Source organism: Streptomyces sp. RLA012, assembly GCF_056270325.1.
Window position 1 is genome coordinate 8,099,613 of the sequence record NZ_JBWDPA010000002.1, and the last position, 16,330, is coordinate 8,115,942.

Genomic DNA, 16,330 nt, shown 5'->3' on the forward strand with positions numbered 1-16,330 from the left:
AACTTACCTGAGGCTTACCTCAGTCCTACCCACGCCTACAGTGATTCAGCTCTCACAGTCGGAGCACAGAAACGGCTTGATCACGGTGGCTCAAAGTGGACCCCATGGGAGGGTCAAGTACGGGTCAAGCATCTCGTTCGGCGGTCACGGCGCCCCGTTCGGGAGTCACCAGGACGGCACCCGTCCGTGGGTGCGGGAACACCTCAACGGGCTGACGGTAGACCTCACTCAGCAACTCGCCCGTGAAAACCTCGGCCGGCGGTCCCTCGGCGGCGACACGACCGGCGCACAGAATCGCCACCCGGTGCGCGTACGCGGCGGCGAGCCCCAGATCGTGCAACACCACGACCACCGCGTCACCGGCGTGCGCCCTTGCCCGGCACACCCGAAGCACCAACTCCTGGTGTCTCAGGTCGAGGGCGGCGGTCGGTTCGTCGAGCAGCAGCAGCGGCGCGCGCTGGGCGAGCACCCGGGCGAACGCGACCCGGGCCCGCTCCCCTCCGCTGAGCGCCGAGAAGGGGCGGGACGCGAACCCGGTGACCTCCGTGGCCGCCATGGCTGCGGAGACGACCGCGTCGTCGTCCTCCTCACCGGCTCCGGCCACGGCCCCGGTCCAGGGCGCCCGGCCCATCCGTACGACCTCCTCGACCGTGAAGGGGAAGGAGAGGGTCGCGGACTGGGGGAGCACGGCCCGGCGCAGGGCGAGTTCGGGCGCCGACCACTGAGGGGCGGGGCGGCCGTGGATCCGTACGACTCCCTCGGTGGCGCCGAGATCGGCGGCCAGGGCGCCCAGCAGGGTGGATTTTCCCGCCCCGTTGGGGCCGACCAGTGCGAGGATCTCGCCCGCGCGTGCGGTGACGTCCACACCGCGCAGGACGTCGCGGGCGCCGAGACGGACACGCAGGCCCGCGGCTTCGGCGAGTACGTCACCGGGGGCGGCCGCGGGAGGGGGCACGGGACGCGCCGTACGCGGGAACAGCATGGTGACGGCGGTGTGCGGGAACCTCACGCCCAACCCCCTTGCCTGCGACGGGTCCTGCGCAGCAGCCAGAAGAAGAACGGGCTGCCGAGCAGGGCGGTGAGGACGCCCAGCGGGAGTTCGGCGGGCTGGGCGACGGTGCGGGCCGCGAGGTCGGCCGCGAGCAGGACGACGGCACCGCCCAGTGCGCTGCCCGGGATCAGGAACCGGTGTCCGGGTCCCGCCGCCATCCGCAGCAGATGCGGGACGACCAGCCCCACGAAGGCGATGATCCCGGAGACGCTCACGGCCGCCGCGGTGAGCAGCGCGATGACCAGGACCAGTACGATCCGCAGTCGCTCGACGTCCACGCCCAGATGCCGGGCCGGACGTTCGCCGAGGGCCAGCAGATCGAGGCGGCGGGCGTACAGCGGCGCCACGGCCAGACCGGCCGCCGCGCACGGCAGCACGGCGAGGACCTTCGGCCAGGTCGCCTGCGCCAGTGAGCCGAGTTGCCAGAAGGTGATCTGGCTGACGGCGGCGGTGTCCGCGAAGAAGAGGAAGAGTCCGATCAGCGCGCCGGTGAAGGCGTTCACGGCGATCCCGGTGAGGATCAGCGTGACGACCTCGGTCCGGCCGCCGGAGCGCGACATCGCGTAGACGAGCAGCGCGGTGGCGAGCCCCGTGCAGAAGGCGACGGCGGGGACCGTCCAGCTGCCGAGGAAGTTCAGGCCGAGCGCGAGCGAGGCGACCGCGCCGACCGCCGCGCCGGACGAGACGCCGATGACCCCGGGTTCGGCGAGCGGATTGCCGAACACGCCCTGCATCAGGGCGCCCGCGCAGCCCAGCGAGGCACCGATGAGCAGCGCGAGCACGATCCGCGGGAAGCGGACGTTCCACAGCACCGACTCGGGGACCCGGTCGAGCGCGGAGCCGCCGAGGCCGATGCGGTGGGCGACGGAGGAGAGGACGTCACCGGTGGGGATCGGGTAGGCGCCGAGCCCGGCGGCGACGGGCACGAGGACGAGGAGGGCGGCGACGAGCCCGACGGTGAGGAGCCAGGCGCTGCCGCGGACCCTCCCGCGTACGGGGGCGTCGGCCTGGTGCGCGGGAGCGCCGACCGCCTCCCTGGCCACCGTCACTCGGCATCCCCGTACAACTGCGCCATCAGCGACTTCAGTACCTGGTCCGTGCGCGGCCCGTAGTTGAGGAGCACTCCGTCCTCGATCGAGACGACCCGGCGCTCCATTCCGGCCGGGGTCTGCGCGACGCCGGGGATCCTGACGAGCCCGTCGATCCCGCCGACCGATTCAAGTCCCTTGGTCATGACGAGGATCGCGTCCGGCGCGGCCTGCGCCAGCGCTTCGGTGGTGATGGCGGTGAAGTCCTTCTTCAGCCCCGACTCGGCCCCCGCGTCGACGGCTCCGGCCGCTTCGAGCAGTGAGGTGGCTCCCGAGTCCTTGCCGCCGATGAGATAGACGGACGCGGAGCCGCGCAGATAGAGGAAGGCGACGCGCGGGTGGTCCGCGTGGGCGGGAATCGCCTTGCGCACGGCGGCGATCCGCTGCTCCGAGCGCTCGGTCAGCTGCTTCCCGGCGGCCGGTACGCCGAGGGCGCCGGCCACCGCCTCGATGCGCGGGCCCACGTCGTCGAGGCCCTTGGCGGGGTCGACGACGAGGACCGGGACGCCCGCGTCGCGGATCTGCTCCATCGCCTCGTCGGGCCCGGTGGTGGTCTCGGCGAGGACGAGGTCCGGCTTGAGGGAGAGCACGCTCTCCGCGGAGACGTCGTGGCCCCGGGTGACCACCGGGAGCTTCGCCGCCTGCGCGAAGGTGGCGGTGATGTCACGGGCGACGACCCGGTCGCCGAGGCCGAGCGTGAAGGCGATCTCGCTGAGGCTGCCGGAGAGGGGGACGATCCGGTCGGCCGCCGCGACCGTCACCTTCCTGCCGTCGGAGGAGCGGACGGTGACCGGGAGCCGGGGCTTCCCGGGGGACTTCAGCGGCTCGACACGGTTGGCGGCGGCGGACGCCGTCGCCGCCGTCGCCCGGACGGGGTCCGTGGAGCCGCCGCATCCGGTCAGGGTGAGGGCGAGCGCGGACAGCAGGGCCCCCACCAGTCTTGTGCGCAAGCGTTGCACGGTCCCGTCAGTCCTCTCGGTCCTCTTCCGGCATCTCCCGGCACTTGCGGGATGGCTTAGGTTAGCCTTACCTTCCTCGCTACTGGCTGTCGGATTTCGGAGGACACCCCATGCCCGTGCGCCTGAGGGCCCTGGCCACCGTGGTGTGCACCGCCGTACTGGGCGCCCTGCTGGGAGCACTGCTCCCCACCGGCACCGCCCACGCCGCGAGCCGTACCGTGCAGGGCGGCCGCCTCGACTGGGGCATCAAGTCGTCCTTCCAGAGCTATGTCACCGGGCCCATCGCCAAGGGGAGTTACTCCCTCACCGGCGGCGCGGCCACGGTCGGCGGGAGCCAGTTCCGCTTCCACTCGGCGACCGGCGCCTACGACGGCGACACGGGCGCCTTCCGGGCCGCCTTCCTCGGCGGAGTCCACTTCGTCGGACACCGGAAGGACGACGGGACCTACGAGCTCGACCTCACCCTCAGCCGCCCCACCGTCCGCATCGAGGGCGGCGGCGGCACGCTCTACGTCGACATCACCAGCAAGGAGAAGGGCACCGGGACGGTCACGACGTCCTCGCAGGTGCCCTTCGCCGCCCTCTCGCTCGGCGGTATCGACATGAAGGGCGGCGGCACCGCCGTCCGCCTCGCCAGCGTTCCCGCCACGCTGACTTCGCAGGGCGCCCGGTCCTTCGCCGGGTACTACACGGCGGGCACGGCACTCGACCCGGTGACGCTGTCGGCGGACGTCCGGGCCGCGGCCACCCCGTCGAGCACGCCGAAGGCGACGAAGTCCGCCACCCCGAAGCCGACGTCGAAGAACACCTCGGGCGCGATCGAGGACGCCGCCGTCGACTGGGGTGTGCGCCGCACCTTCCGCGAGTACGTCACCGGGGACATCGCCGAGGGCAGGTGGACGCTGACCGGCGGCGCCCAGGACGGCGGCGCGCTCTTCCGCTTCCCCACCGGCAAGGGGACGTACGACGAGAAGAAGCACACGCTGGACGCCGGCTTCCGGGGCGCGGTCCGCTTCACCGGGAAGAACGGGCTCGACCTCCGGCTGAGCGGCCTGCGGGCCACCGTCGAGGACGGCAGGGGCACGCTGTACGCCGATGTCGCGAGCGCGGACTTCACCGGCGCGAAGGTCCCGCTCGTCACCTTCGCCCCCGTCGCCGCCAAGGCCTTCACGCCGAAGGACGGGCTGGTCGAACTGACCGAGGTTCCGGCCGAGTTGACCTCCCGGGGCGCCGAGGCCCTCGGCGGGATGTACCGGGCCGGCACGGAGATGGACCCCGTGACCCTCTCCGTCGCCCTCACGGACGACGCCCGGCTGCCCGCCCTCCCCGACCTGGGCAGCTCCGACTCGCCCACGCCGGAGACCGCGAACCCGACCACGGCCGGGGCCACCGCGGAGCCCCGCACCGAGAACACCGCGAGCGGCACCTCGGACAGCTCCGTCCTGCCCATCGGCCTCGCCGCGGGATCGCTGCTCGCGGTGGGCCTCGCCTTCGCGATCGTCCGCAGGCGCCGTACGCGACCGGCGTCGGCGTCCGCCGCCGGGTCCGCGGGCGCGCGGTCCACGGACGAGGACTGACCTCCACCACACGGCCTGCGCCTCGCCGGCGAGGCCGTACCCATCCTCAGAGGAGACCCACGACCATGGCCGCCAACCGCCGCCGCCCACTCGCCCTCGCCGCCGCCGTCGCGGTCACCCTGGGGGCCACCGCCCTCGCCGTCACCGGCGCGTCGGCCCAGGAAGCCCCGCTCACGGGCTACGAGTTGACCTGGGGCATCAAGCAGTCGTACCGCACCTACGTGACCGGAGCGGCGGCGGGTACCTTCACCCCCGCGGGCGGGGCGACGCAGGCGGCCGACAACGGGGCGTTCACGTTCACGGGCGGCACCGGCACGTACGACTCCACCACCCACGCCGTGCAGCTCGGCTTCGCGGGCAGCCTGCGGATCGCCTCCGCGGCGCACCACTTCGAACTCACCCTGTCCGACGTCAGGTTCGACAGCGGCGCCGCGGAGATCACCGCGGACGTGACGAGCAACGGAACGACGCAGAACGACGTCCCGCTCGCCGACGTCACCGTGACCCGCGAGATGACGGCCATGGCGACCACGCTGACCAAGGAGGCGGCGACCGTCTTCGGCAGCCCGAGCTACGAGGGAGCGGCGGGGGATCCGCTGACGGTGGCGCAGCAGCCGTCGCAGAGCGAGTCGCCGAGCCCCTCGGGCTCCCCGTCCGGCTCGGCGTCCCCGAGCCCGACTTCGACACCGACGTCCACATCGTCCGCGTCGGCGTCGGCGTCGGCGTCGGCGTCGGTCTCTGCTTCCGCCTCTGTCTCCGCCTCTTCCTCTTCCTCGGCCTCGCCCTCGGACAGTGCCGCCCCGCAGGGCGAGATCGCCGACGGCACGCTCGGCTGGGGTGTGAAGGAGTCCTTCCGGACGTACGTCGTGGACGGCGTCGCCCAGGGGAGGATCACCGCGTCCGGCGGCGCGACCCAGGCCACCGGCAACGGCGTCTTCACCTTCCCGGACGCCACCGGCACGTACGACACCGACGCCGGCACCCTCTCCGCCGCCTTCGCGGGTGCGGTGAACTTCAAGGGCCACGAGGACAACGGCAGTTACGGCCTCGACCTGACCCTCAGCGACCTCAAGGCGGAGCTCGACGGCGGCTCCGGCGAACTGACCGCCGATGTCGAGAGCCTCGGCGAGAAGTCCGACGACGTGGTCCTCGCCGACCTCAAGGCCAAGTCCACCGGGCTGACGGTCCAGGACGACGTCATCACCCTCGACGACATCACGGCCACGCTGACGAAGACGGGCGCGGAGGCCTTCGGCGGCTTCTACGCCACCGGTACCGAACTGGACCCGGTGGACCTCTCGGTGGCGGTGAGCGAGGGCGCCCAACTGCCGGGCGGGGACGGTGGGTCCGGGAGCGGCGGCGACGACGGCTCCGGCGGCGCGTCGGGCACCACGGGCGGCCCCATCGGTGGCGCGGGGACGACCGGATCCACGACGGGCGGTGTGAGCGGCGCGCTCGCCTCCACCGGCTCGGAGGTGCCCCTCGGCGCGCTCGGCGCGGCCGCGGCGGTGACGGTCGCGGCGGGTGCGGGTGTGGTGGTGGCGGTACGCAGGCGGCGTACCGCCTGATCGGACCGGGTGCGCGGGGCGGGCGGGGGCGGGCGGAGGGTGTCGCCCGTCCGGTGCGGCCGTGGTCCGGGACGACGCCGCGGCACGGGTGATGTTTGAATGCCGGGGTGACTGATTTCGACGTACTGCGCGTCTTCTGCGGGCCCGGTGGCGGACATGGCAACGAGCTCGGTGTGGTGCGCGAGGGTTCGGTGATGCCGGATCCCGAGGAGCGGCAGATGTTCGCCGCGAAGCTGGGGTTCAGCGAGACCGTGTTCGTCGACGACCCCGAGCGCGGGGTCGTCGACATCTACACGCCGACGCTGCGGTTGCCGTTCGCCGGGCATCCCTGCGTCGGGGTGGGATGGCTGCTCGACATCCCCGAACTGGTCACGCCCGCCGGGGTGGTGGGGGTGCGGCTGGACGGGGAGTTCAGCTGGATCGAGGCGCGGGCGGAGTGGGCGCCGGGCCGTACGCTGCGGCAGTACGGCTCCGCCGAGGAGGTCGACGCGCTGGCCGTTCCGGCGCCGGGGGAGTGGGTCTACGCCTGGGCCTGGGAGGACGAGTCGGCCGGGCGGGTGCGGGCGCGGGGGTTTCCCGGGCGGGACGACGGGATCGGGGAGGACGAGGCGACGGGGGCGGCGGCGCTGCTGCTGACGGATCGGCTCGGGCGCGCGCTGAACATCACCCAGGGGGCGGGCTCCCAGATCCTCACGGCTCCGCAGCCGGGTGGGTGGGTGGAGGTGGGGGGCCGAGTACGTCTGCTGCGAACCTGAGCCCCGGGGTGGGTCAGGCCGTGAGGGGGAACTCCTCGCCCAGGGCGTGGAAGACCGCCGTGTTGAGGGTGAACGCCCGCTTGCACTCGGCGACGATCCGCTGCTTCTCCAGGTCGTCCGCCCGCACCCCGTCCAGAAGCTCCCGATACTCCCGCTTGAACGCCGCCGGGTTGGCGATGTCCTCGAAGACATAGAAGCGCACGCCGTCGCCCTTCCTCGCGAAGCCCCAGGTCTGCTCCGCCCTGCCCCGGATGATCTGGCCGCCGGAGAGGTCGCCGAGGTAGCGGGTGTAGTGGTGGGCGACAAAGCCGCCGGGCCAGGTGCGCGCGCACTCGGTGACACGCGCCGCGTACGCCTCGGTGGCGGGCAGCGCGGTGAGCGTGTCCCGCCAGTCGGGGCCCCGCAGATGCGCGAGGTCCTGTTCCAGCGCGGTGCGGCGCAGCAGCTCGGGCCGGATGAACGGGCCGGCCACCGGATCGGACGCCAACCGCCCGGTGTCCGCCTCCAGCGCCTCGTACACGAACCACAGCTGCTCGATGTAGCGCGCGTACGCGTCGACACCGAGCCGGCCGCCGAGCAGGTCGCTCATGAACGTCGAGGTGTTCGCCTCCGTGTGCAGCTCGTGCGAGGCGGTGCGGATGAGCGTCGAGAACGCCGTAGTCATGAGACCTCCGGTGCCGAAGAGGACGAGAACCACTCAGAATCTTCTATGGTTAGGCTTACCTAAGTCAACAGGTTTCCCGACATCCTGTCGGTAAAAACCTACCCCGAACGTACCCGGCTGGACCACGAAGAAGCCCGCCCTGTGGACAGACGCGACAGGGCGGGCTTCGAACGTGAGTACCCCCGAGCGGGGGAACGGCTACGGCAGCGTAAGAATCTCCGCGCCGGTCTCCGTGACGGCCAGCGTGTGCTCGAACTGCGCCGTCCGCCTGCGGTCCTTCGTCACGACGGTCCACCCGTCGTCCCACATGTCGTAGTCGTGCGTGCCGAGCGTGAGCATCGGCTCGATCGTGAAGGTCATCCCGGGCTGGATGACGGTCGTCGCGTGCGGGCTGTCGTAGTGCGGGATGATCAGCCCGGAGTGGAACGAGGAGTTGATCCCGTGCCCCGTGAAGTCCCGCACCACCCCGTACCCGAAGCGCTTGGCGTACGACTCGATCACGCGGCCGATGATGTTGATCTGCCGGCCCGGCTTCACCGCCTTGATCGCGCGGTTGAGCGACTCCCGGGTCCGTTCGACGAGCAGCCGGGACTCCTCGTCGACGTCTCCGACGAGGTACGTGGCGTTGTTGTCGCCGTGGACGCCGCCGATGTACGCCGTCACGTCGAGGTTGATGATGTCGCCGTCCCGCAGGACCGTGGAGTCGGGGATGCCGTGGCAGATGACCTCGTTGACGGAGGTGCACAGCGACTTGGGGAAACCGCGGTAACCGAGCGTGGAGGGGTAGGCGCCGTGGTCGCACATGTACGCGTGTGCGACCCGGTCCAGCTCGTCCGTGGTGACGCCGGGCGCGATCAGCTTCGCGGCCTCGGCCATCGCCTGCGCGGCGATGCGCCCGGCGATCCGCATCGCCTCGATCGTCTCGGGGGTCTGCACCTCCGGGCCGGTGTACGGCGTGGGTGCGGGCTTTCCCACGTACTCGGGGCGCCTGATGTTTCCCGGGACGGGGCGGGTGGGAGAGAGCTCTCCTGGTACGAGCAGCGACTGGCCAGACATGCCAGCGAGTCTAACCAGCGGGCATGGGGCACCATGTCCGTGGCGAAAGGAGCCGGTCATGGCCCTCTTCAAGAAGCGCACCGTCGGGAAGCCCGGCGAGTGGTACTACTGCCTCGTCCACAAGAAGGTCGAGGAGGGCCCCGAGTGCCCCGCCAAGGACCGCTTCGGCCCGTACACCTCCCGTGAGGAGGCCGAACACGCGATGGAGATCGCGCAGGAGCGGAACCTCGAATGGGAGACCGACCCCAAGTGGCACGACGCGACGGGCCCGAGCCCGGACGACAACTGAACGCCCCCGGCGAGACGGTGAACCCGCCCCCGGCGGTGCCTACCACCTCGCCGCCGGAGGAGCCGTCAGCTGGTCCGCGAGCCGGGAGAGCCGGTCGCGGAAACGGCGGCGCCCCCGGGGCGAGGGCAGGGAGTTCTCCCCGGCCGCCGCGCTGACCAGGTGCTGCACGGTGTCGAGGTCGAGTTCCTGATCCGGCGGCACGGTCAGCGACTCGTGCGCCAACGCCCCCAGTTCGCGGTCCCCGGCGTCGAGCGCGAGCACGGTCGCCCCGGCCCGCCGGGCGTCGTGGATCCGCTCCAGAAGCGGCGCCCCGGGCGCGGCGGGCGACACCACGAGCAGGGTCTCCCCGCGCCGCGCGGCCTCGATACGGCCGAGGCCGACCGCGAGGTGGGCCGGGTCCGAGGCCCGCGCCCCGTGCCGTACCAGCGTCGGCGACAGCTCCGGCGTCCCCGACCAGGCCGCCTCGTCCACCAGATGCGCGGCCAGGTGCCACGGTTCGTACTCCGCCGTGCCCACGAGCAGCAGCCCGCCCCCGTACGACACCACGGACCCCCTCAGGCCCCCCGCGAACCGCCGCGTGGCCCCCAGCCACTCGGTCCCGGCGAGGACTTCCCGCAACAACGCGACCCGTACGGCATCCATGCGCACGCATCCTGCCGCAACCCGCCACCCGTCAGGTGGAGTTCGGCATGAATTCGCCCAAGTGGGGCAGATCCCGCCGCATGACGGAGTCAACGGAGACAACGGAGTCCACGCAGCCCACAGGGCCAACGGGAACCATCGCAGCCACGGGTGTGACCACCAGCATTCCCTTCCGCGCGGGCCAGGAGGGCTATGCCTCCTTCCGCATCCCCGCCGTCGTCGCCACGCGCACCGCCACCCCCACCGCCGGCCCCGCTCTGCTCGCCTTCTGCGAGGGCAGAGTCGACTCCGCCGCGGACCACGGCCACATCGACATCGTCCTGAAACGGTCCATGGACGGCGGCCGCACCTGGGGCCCGCTGCAGATCGCCGCCCGGAACGGGAACGACCTCGCGGGCAACCCCGCCCCCGTCGTCCTCGACACCGGCCGGATCCTGCTCGTACACGTCCGCGCCGCGGCCGACGCGACCGAGGACGCCATCCTGCGCGGCACGGTGGGGCCCGCGGACGGGCGCCGCGTATGGGTGCAGCACAGCGACGACGACGGTGTCACCTGGTCCGCCCCGAAGGAGATCACCGGGCAGGTGAAGAGGACGGACTGGCGGTGGTACGCGACCACTCCCGGGCACGCCCTTCAGCTCACCACCGGCCGGGTGCTCGTCCCCGGCAACCACACCGTGCCGCCGGCCGGCACCGACACCGGCACCGAGCCGAAGTACAACAGCGGTCACTGCCTGCTCAGCGACGACCGCGGCGCGACCTGGTCCCTCGGATACGTCGACGAGAACACCGACGGATACGTCAACGCCAACGAGACGACCGCCGCCGAACTCCCCGACGGGCGCGTCTACCTCAACACCCGCAACGACTCCCGGTCGCCCGGCAACCGCGCCGACGCCCACTCCGAGGACGGCGGCGGGAGCCTGGTCACACCCTTCCGGCCGCAGGCGGGCCTGGTCACCCCCGTCGTCCAGGGCAGCCTGCTCCAGCTCCGCGACCCCGACCTGCTGCTCTACTCGGGCCCGGCCGACCCCGCCGCCCGCGCCCTGATGACCATCCGCGCCTCCGCCGACGGCGGCACCACCTGGCGGCCCGCGCACACGGTCGACGGACTGCCCGCCGCCTACTCCGACCTCGTCCGTGCGGACGCGACGACCGTGGGGCTCCTCTACGAGACGGGTGACTTCGGGCCGTACGAGACGATCACCTTCCGCCGCATCCCGGTGACCGCGCTCGCCTGAGCCCCCGAAGCCCCCGAGACGGGATCAGCGCACGTAAAGTCGGCTTCATGACCTCTACTGACAGTGCACAGAAGGCCCCCGCGAAGGACCCCTGGGACCTTCCCGACGTGTCCGGGCTCGTCGTCGGCGTGCTCGGCGGCACCGGCCCGCAGGGCAAGGGCCTCGCCTACCGGCTCGCCAGGGCCGGCCAGAAGGTGATCATCGGTTCGCGTGCCGCGGACCGCGCGCGGACCGCCGCCGAGGAACTGGGCCACGGTGTCGAGGGCGCCGACAACGCCGAGTGCGCGCGGCGCAGCGACGTCGTGATCGTCGCCGTACCGTGGGACGGGCACGGCGCGACCCTGGAGTCGCTGCGCGAGGAACTGGCCGGCAAGCTCGTCGTCGACTGCGTCAACCCGCTCGGCTTCGACAAGCAGGGCGCCTACGCCCTGAAGCCGGAGGAGGGCAGCGCCGCCGAACAGGCCGCCGCCCTGCTGCCGGACTCGCGGGTCGCGGCCGCCTTCCACCACCTCTCGGCGGTCCTCCTCCAGGACCCGGAGATCGAGGAGATCGACACCGATGTGATGGTCCTCGGCGAACAGCGCCCGGACGTCGAGATCGTGCAGGCGCTCGCCGGGCGCATCCCCGGCATGCGCGGCGTCTTCGCGGGCCGGCTGCGCAACGCCCACCAGGTGGAGTCGCTGGTCGCGAACCTGATCTCCGTGAACCGGCGCTACAAGGCCCATGCGGGCCTGCGGGTGACGGACGTATAGCGGGCGTACGGGCATGGGGGACACTGGACGCCGTACGACGCCGTACGACGCCGTGCGACCTCGTACGACCGTGTGCGACGCCGTACGACCTTGTCCGAACTGTCCCGACAGGAGACGCCCCCCATGCCCCCCTTGCCCCCACCCGCCCAGCCCCGGCGCCTCGCCCTTTACGCCCTCGCCGTCTGTCTGCTCTCCGTCGCCGCGGCCGTCGTCTCCTTCGTGCAGGGCAACTGGCTGGGGATCGTGTGGGTGCTGCTGGCCGGGCTGTCGTCCAACATGACCTGGTACTACGCGCGGCGCGGCAGGTCCGTCAGCTGACCGCGCAGAACTCGTTGGTGCCCTGCCAGAAGCGGTAGAACTCCTGACCGCAGTACGTCTGGATCTCGTTGATCCCCAGGCTGTTCAGGATCGAGTCGATCACATCGAAGAACGCCGAGTTCACCGACGGGATCCACAGCACCGCGAACACGAACAGCAGGCCGAACGGGGCGAACGGCTCCACCTGGCGCTTGACGTTGTACGACAGCCAGGGCTCGATCACGCCGTAGCCGTCCAGGCCCGGCACCGGCAGGAAGTTCAGGAGCGCGGCCGTGACCTGGAGCAGCGCGAGGAACGCCAGCGCGTACTGGAAGTCGCGCGGCACGCCGTCCAGGGCGTGCAACCAGAACGGGGCCGTGCACACGACGGCGAACAGCACGTTCGTCAGAGGACCCGCCGCCGAGATCAGACTGTGCTTCCAGCGTCCCTGGATCCTGTTCCGCTCGATGAAGACCGCCCCGCCCGGCAGACCGATCCCGCCCATGATCACGAATATCACCGGCAGCACGATGCTCAGCAGCGCGTGCGTGTACTTCAGCGGGTTGAGCGTCAGATAGCCCTTCGCGCCGATCGAGATGTCACCGCTGTGCAGGGCGGTGCGCGCGTGCGCGTACTCGTGCAGACAGAGCGAGACGATCCACGCGGCGGTGACGAAGAGGAACACGGCCACACCGGGCTGCTCGGCGAACCCGCTCCACGTCGCCCACCCGGTCACCGCCATCACGGCCACGATCCCGACGAAGACGGGGCTGATCCTCCGGTCGCTGCTGCGACGGGAAGCGGCGGTGGTCATGGGGCTCCCTGTACTGGTACGCATGGTGCTGGGCCTGCCCGACCGTACCGGGCGCACGGGGAAAACGTCTCGCGATCGGCCATTGGTTCCGGAGAAGGTGGGGGTCCTTCGGGGGGAGCTTCCCCGTACCGGGCCCCGCCCCTGGAACCCTGCCCCGGACCCCGCACCCGACACCACGCCCACCGGAGACAATGGACCCCGTGCGCTACCGCATCCTCGGAACCACCCAGGCACTCCGTCCCGACGGCACCCCCGTCGCGGTCGGCGGGACGCGACTGCGTGCCCTGCTGACCGTGCTCGCGCTGCGGCCCGGCCGGACCGTGCCCGCCGCCGTGCTGGTCGACGAGGTGTGGGGCGGCGATCCGCCCGCCGACGCGAGCGGGGCACTGCAGGCCCTGGTCGGGCGGCTGCGCAGGGCGCTCGGCCCGGCCGCGGTGGACTCGGCGGACGGCGGGTACCGGCTCGCCGCGAACGCCGACGACATCGACCTGCACCGTTTCGAGCGGCTCGCGGGCGAGGGCACCCGTGCGCTCGCCGACGGCGACCCCGCGAAGGCGGCCGCGGTCCTCGACGACGCCCTCGGCCTGTGGCACGGCCCGGCCCTCGCCGACCTCCCGGACCGCACCGCCGAGTCCGTCCGCTGGGACACCCGCCGCCTCGACGTGCACCGCGCCCGCCTCACCGCGGCCCTCGCCCTCGGCCACGCCGAACAGTCGCTGCCCGAGCTCATCGCCCTGTGCGACCTCCACCCCCTGGACGAGCCCCTGCACGCCCTGCGGCTGCGCGCCCTGCGCGACGCCGGCCGCTCCGCCGAGGCCCTCGCCGCCTACGAGCTCATCCGGGAGCTGCTGGCCGACCGCCTGGGCTCCGACCCGGGCCCCGAACTGCGCGCCCTGCACACAGAGCTGCTCCGCCCGGCCGGCGTCGATCACGGCGTCGATCACGGCGCCGATCGCGGGGCCGCCGGCGGGGCCCTCGCGGCACCCGGCGCCCCCGCGCCGGGCGGTGACGCGGCGCGCACCCCCGGCTCCGCGTCGTACGCCCGGAACTCCGCGTCCCACCGCCCGGGCAACCTCCGCGCCCGGCTCACCTCCTTCGTCGGGCGGCAGGCCGACATCGACACCATCCGGGAGGACCTGGCGGCGGCGCGGCTCGTGACGCTGCTCGGACCGGGCGGCGCCGGCAAGACCCGGTTGTCGCAGGAGGCGGCGGAGGCCGTGGCGCACATGGCGCCGGACGGCGTATGGCTGGCCGAGCTCGCGCCCGTCGACGACCCGAAGGCCGTGCCCGAGGCCGTGCTCACCGCCGTCGGAGCCCGCGAGACCGTGCTGCGCGGCGCCGGTGCCGAGGAGATGCGGGCCGTCGCCGACCGGCACGACGACCCCCTCCAGCGGCTCGCCGAGCACTGCGCCAGGCGCCGCATGCTGATCGTCCTCGACAACTGCGAGCACGTCGTGGACGCCGCCGCACAACTGGCGGAGAAGCTGCTGGAGCGGTGCCCGGGGCTGACCGTACTGGCCACCAGTCGCGAACCCCTCGGCGTACCGGGGGAGTTGCTGCGCCCCGTGGAGCCGCTGCCGGAACCGTTCGCGCTGCGGCTGCTCGCCGACCGGGGGGCCTCCGCCCGGCCCGGTTTCACCGTCGAGGACGACCTCGAAGCCGCCGCCGAGATCTGCCGCCGCCTCGACGGCCTGCCGCTCGCCATCGAACTCGCCGCCGCCCGGCTGCGGATGCTCACCCCGCGCCAGATCGCCGACCGGCTCGACGACCGGTTCCGCCTGCTGACCTCCGGCAGCCGTACGGTCCTGCCGCGCCAGCAGACCCTGCGGGCCGTCGTCGACTGGTCCTGGGACCTCCTCGACGCGGACGAGCGGGACGTCCTGCGCCGGCTGTCCGTCTTCGCGGGCGGCTGCGACCTCGCCGCCGCCGAGGCCGTCTGCGGCCCGGCAGCCCTGGAGGTGCTCGGCTCGCTCGTCGACAAGTCCCTCGTTGTCGCCGCCCCCTCGGGGGACGGCGAGATGCGCTACCGGCTCCTGGAGACGGTCGGCGAGTACGCGGAGGAGCGGCTCGACGAGGCCGGGCAGCGGCCCGCCGCCGAACGCGCCCACCTCACGTACTACCGCGAACTCGCCCGCACCACCGACCCCGAACTGCGCGGCCCGGGCCAGCGCACCGCGATCGAACGGCTGGAGCGGGAGTCGGAGAACCTCCGTGCCGCCCTCCAGCACGCCGTCGCCGCGCGGGACGAGCAGGAGGCGCTCTGCCTGGTCCTCTCCCTGGCCTGGTACTGGCAGATGCGCGATCTGCGGCTGATGGTCCGCCACTGGTCCCGCGAGGTCATGGCCCTCGGCCCGGACCCCTTCGACGAGCCCGTACGGCCGGCCGTCCCGCTGCTCGAAAGCTGCACGGCCGCCCCGCCGCCGATGCGCCCCGAGCTCCTCGAAGAGGCCCGCCGCGGTGTCCACCTCGTCCATCTCGCCTGCATGGACATGGACATGGCGACCTGGGAGACCCCGGAGGCCAAACGGAAACTGCGCGTCATCAGCGAGGTCTACCGCCCGGGGCTGCCGCAGACCTGCCGCAGCCCCGGCAACCTCTGGTTCTACGCCGTGGTCATGACCGGCGACATCGACCGGTTGCGCACCGTCATCGACGAGACCGTCCGCGCCTGCCGCGAACTCGGCTACACCTGGGAACTGGCCGTCGTACTCCACGTGCGCGCCAACATCCTCGCCAACCGCGCCTCCTGGGCGGGCGACGCGACCCGGGACGCCGACGAGGCGCTGGAGCTCTTCACCCGGCTCGGGGACGCCTGGGGCGTCGCCGAGGCGCTCTCCGCCCGTGGCGAGGCCCGGGAGAGCCGGGGCGCGTTCGATCTCGCCGCGGCCGACTTCGCGGAGGCGATGACGTACGCCGAACGGCTCGGCGCGCACGCCCAGACGGCGGTACTCAGCGCACGGCTCGGCAGCGTGCTCATCGAGTCCGGCGAGACCGAGCGCGGCGAGCGGATGCTGCGCGAGGTCCTGGCCCGGGGCGAGGGCACCTACAACGAGGCCATGCCCGCCTCCCGGCTGTTCCTGTCGATGTGGCTGGGCCGCTCCGGCCGGATCGCCGAGGCGCGCGAGCAGATGCGCCTGCTGCGTGCGAACTTCGAAGCCGTCACCTTCGTGGTCTTCGACGGCTTCGTCCTGGGAGTCGAGGCCTGGCTGGACGTGCTCGAAGGACTGCACGAGGCCGCGCTGGAGAAGGCACGGCAGGCGTTGGCCCGGTCGGGCGACCCCCTGGCGCAGATGATCGCGCCGCACCTGACCTCCGGGCATCTGACCACCGCGGCCATGGCCCTGACGGGCCTGGACGGCGGTCGGCGCGTCCGCGACGCGGCCGTGCTGCTCGGCGCCGCCGACGGGTTACTGCCGCCCGGCCACTTCGTGGGCTCGATGGAGGGCGAGGTGCGCGCCCAGGCGGAGGCCGGCGTACGGGTCCTGCTGGACGACGCGACGTACGAGGCCGCATACGCCGAGGGCGGCGGGCTCTCCCTGGAGGAGGCCGCCGCCCTTGTCTGACGCACCGTGGGCTC

15 protein-coding genes are annotated in these 16,330 nt (G+C 72.6%); 8 read left to right on the forward strand and 7 right to left on the reverse strand.

What is annotated here, in order from left to right; all coding sequences use genetic code 11:
* Positions 1-124: 124 nt before the first annotated feature.
* Genes RV986_RS37160 through RV986_RS37170 form a run of 3 tightly spaced genes read right to left on the reverse strand, consistent with a single transcriptional unit; the run spans position 125 to position 3,098 of the window.
* The gene (locus tag RV986_RS37160) at positions 125-982 is read right to left on the reverse strand and encodes a heme ABC transporter ATP-binding protein (RefSeq protein ID WP_475924571.1); all 858 of its coding nucleotides are present in this window, start codon (positions 980-982) and stop codon (positions 125-127) included.
* Between the two features lie 23 nt (positions 983-1,005).
* Positions 1,006-2,094 carry a FecCD family ABC transporter permease gene (locus tag RV986_RS37165; protein WP_475924572.1) on the reverse strand — a complete coding sequence of 363 codons (1,089 nt, stop codon included), beginning with the start codon at positions 2,092-2,094 and terminating at the stop codon, positions 1,006-1,008.
* Positions 2,095-2,096: 2 nt separating this feature from the next.
* Positions 2,097-3,098 carry a heme/hemin ABC transporter substrate-binding protein gene (locus RV986_RS37170; RefSeq protein ID WP_475921563.1) on the reverse strand — a complete coding sequence of 334 codons (1,002 nt, stop codon included), beginning with the start codon at positions 3,096-3,098 and terminating at the stop codon, positions 2,097-2,099.
* A 110-nt stretch (positions 3,099-3,208) separates the two neighbouring features.
* On the opposite strand from RV986_RS37170, the gene RV986_RS37175 reads away from it, so the two are divergent.
* The 3 genes from RV986_RS37175 (at position 3,209) to RV986_RS37185 (ending at position 6,998) form a co-directional block, all read left to right on the forward strand.
* Positions 3,209-4,675, forward strand: coding sequence for an HtaA domain-containing protein (locus RV986_RS37175; RefSeq protein ID WP_475921564.1), 1,467 nt, complete (start codon positions 3,209-3,211; stop codon positions 4,673-4,675).
* Between the two features lie 65 nt (positions 4,676-4,740).
* A complete protein-coding gene (locus RV986_RS37180; protein ID WP_475921565.1) occupies positions 4,741-6,243 on the forward strand; it encodes an HtaA domain-containing protein in 1,503 nt (500 codons plus the stop codon).
* A 107-nt stretch (positions 6,244-6,350) separates the two neighbouring features.
* Positions 6,351-6,998: a PhzF family phenazine biosynthesis protein gene (locus RV986_RS37185; RefSeq protein ID WP_475921566.1), complete on the forward strand. Its 648-nt coding sequence runs from the start codon at positions 6,351-6,353 to the stop codon at positions 6,996-6,998.
* Positions 6,999-7,011: 13 nt separating this feature from the next.
* Here RV986_RS37185 and RV986_RS37190 read toward each other — a convergent pair whose 3' ends face one another.
* Together RV986_RS37190 and map are read right to left on the reverse strand one after the other, a co-directional pair.
* On the reverse strand, positions 7,012-7,662 hold the full coding sequence (locus RV986_RS37190; RefSeq protein ID WP_475921567.1) for a biliverdin-producing heme oxygenase: 651 nt from the start codon (positions 7,660-7,662) through the stop codon (positions 7,012-7,014).
* A gap of 198 nt (positions 7,663-7,860) precedes the next feature.
* Complete coding sequence (map, locus tag RV986_RS37195) at positions 7,861-8,718, reverse strand: type I methionyl aminopeptidase (RefSeq protein ID WP_475921568.1); 858 nt, start codon at positions 8,716-8,718, stop codon at positions 7,861-7,863.
* 58 nt (positions 8,719-8,776) lie between these two features.
* Between map and RV986_RS37200 the strand changes: the two genes are divergently transcribed.
* Entirely contained in the window at positions 8,777-9,007 is a 231-nt protein-coding gene (locus RV986_RS37200) for a hypothetical protein (protein WP_475921569.1), read from the forward strand.
* Positions 9,008-9,046: 39 nt separating this feature from the next.
* On the opposite strand, the gene RV986_RS37205 is transcribed toward RV986_RS37200, so the two are convergent.
* Positions 9,047-9,649 (reverse strand): hypothetical protein, encoded by a 603-nt coding sequence (locus RV986_RS37205; protein ID WP_475921570.1) that lies wholly within the window; start codon positions 9,647-9,649, stop codon positions 9,047-9,049.
* Between the two features lie 152 nt (positions 9,650-9,801).
* Here RV986_RS37205 and RV986_RS37210 point away from each other — a divergent pair, with 152 nt between their 5' ends.
* The 3 genes from RV986_RS37210 (at position 9,802) to RV986_RS37220 (ending at position 11,960) form a co-directional block, all read left to right on the forward strand.
* Complete coding sequence (locus RV986_RS37210) at positions 9,802-10,890, forward strand: sialidase family protein (RefSeq protein WP_475921571.1); 1,089 nt, start codon at positions 9,802-9,804, stop codon at positions 10,888-10,890.
* Between the two features lie 47 nt (positions 10,891-10,937).
* Complete coding sequence (npdG, locus tag RV986_RS37215; protein ID WP_475921572.1) at positions 10,938-11,642, forward strand: NADPH-dependent F420 reductase; 705 nt, start codon at positions 10,938-10,940, stop codon at positions 11,640-11,642.
* A gap of 123 nt (positions 11,643-11,765) precedes the next feature.
* Positions 11,766-11,960, forward strand: a complete 195-nt coding sequence (locus tag RV986_RS37220) for a hypothetical protein (RefSeq protein WP_475921573.1) — start codon at positions 11,766-11,768, stop codon at positions 11,958-11,960.
* On the opposite strand, the gene RV986_RS37225 is transcribed toward RV986_RS37220, so the two are convergent.
* Complete coding sequence (locus RV986_RS37225; protein ID WP_475921574.1) at positions 11,953-12,753, reverse strand: site-2 protease family protein; 801 nt, start codon at positions 12,751-12,753, stop codon at positions 11,953-11,955. The genes RV986_RS37220 and RV986_RS37225 overlap by 8 nt on opposite strands.
* Positions 12,754-12,944: 191 nt before the next feature.
* On the opposite strand from RV986_RS37225, the gene RV986_RS37230 reads away from it, so the two are divergent.
* The gene (locus RV986_RS37230) at positions 12,945-16,316 is read left to right on the forward strand and encodes an AfsR/SARP family transcriptional regulator (RefSeq protein ID WP_475921575.1); all 3,372 of its coding nucleotides are present in this window, start codon (positions 12,945-12,947) and stop codon (positions 16,314-16,316) included.
* Positions 16,317-16,330 lie beyond the last annotated feature (14 nt).

Bases quoted from the DNA above. Each gene is read 5' to 3' on its own strand.
- RV986_RS37205 (WP_475921570.1), bottom strand. From the start codon at position 9,649: ATGGATGCCGTACGGGTCGCGTTGTTGCGGGAAGTCCTCGCCGGGACC.
- RV986_RS37220 (WP_475921573.1), top strand. From the start codon at position 11,766: ATGCCCCCCTTGCCCCCACCCGCCCAGCCCCGGCGCCTCGCCCTTTAC.
- RV986_RS37175 (WP_475921564.1), top strand. From the start codon at position 3,209: ATGCCCGTGCGCCTGAGGGCCCTGGCCACCGTGGTGTGCACCGCCGTA.
- RV986_RS37230 (WP_475921575.1), top strand. From the start codon at position 12,945: ATGGACCCCGTGCGCTACCGCATCCTCGGAACCACCCAGGCACTCCGT.
- RV986_RS37160 (WP_475924571.1), bottom strand. From the start codon at position 982: ATGCTGTTCCCGCGTACGGCGCGTCCCGTGCCCCCTCCCGCGGCCGCC.
- RV986_RS37190 (WP_475921567.1), bottom strand. From the start codon at position 7,662: ATGACTACGGCGTTCTCGACGCTCATCCGCACCGCCTCGCACGAGCTG.
- RV986_RS37200 (WP_475921569.1), top strand. From the start codon at position 8,777: ATGGCCCTCTTCAAGAAGCGCACCGTCGGGAAGCCCGGCGAGTGGTAC.
- RV986_RS37180 (WP_475921565.1), top strand. From the start codon at position 4,741: ATGGCCGCCAACCGCCGCCGCCCACTCGCCCTCGCCGCCGCCGTCGCG.
- npdG (WP_475921572.1), top strand. From the start codon at position 10,938: ATGACCTCTACTGACAGTGCACAGAAGGCCCCCGCGAAGGACCCCTGG.
- map (WP_475921568.1), bottom strand. From the start codon at position 8,718: ATGTCTGGCCAGTCGCTGCTCGTACCAGGAGAGCTCTCTCCCACCCGC.
- RV986_RS37225 (WP_475921574.1), bottom strand. From the start codon at position 12,753: ATGACCACCGCCGCTTCCCGTCGCAGCAGCGACCGGAGGATCAGCCCC.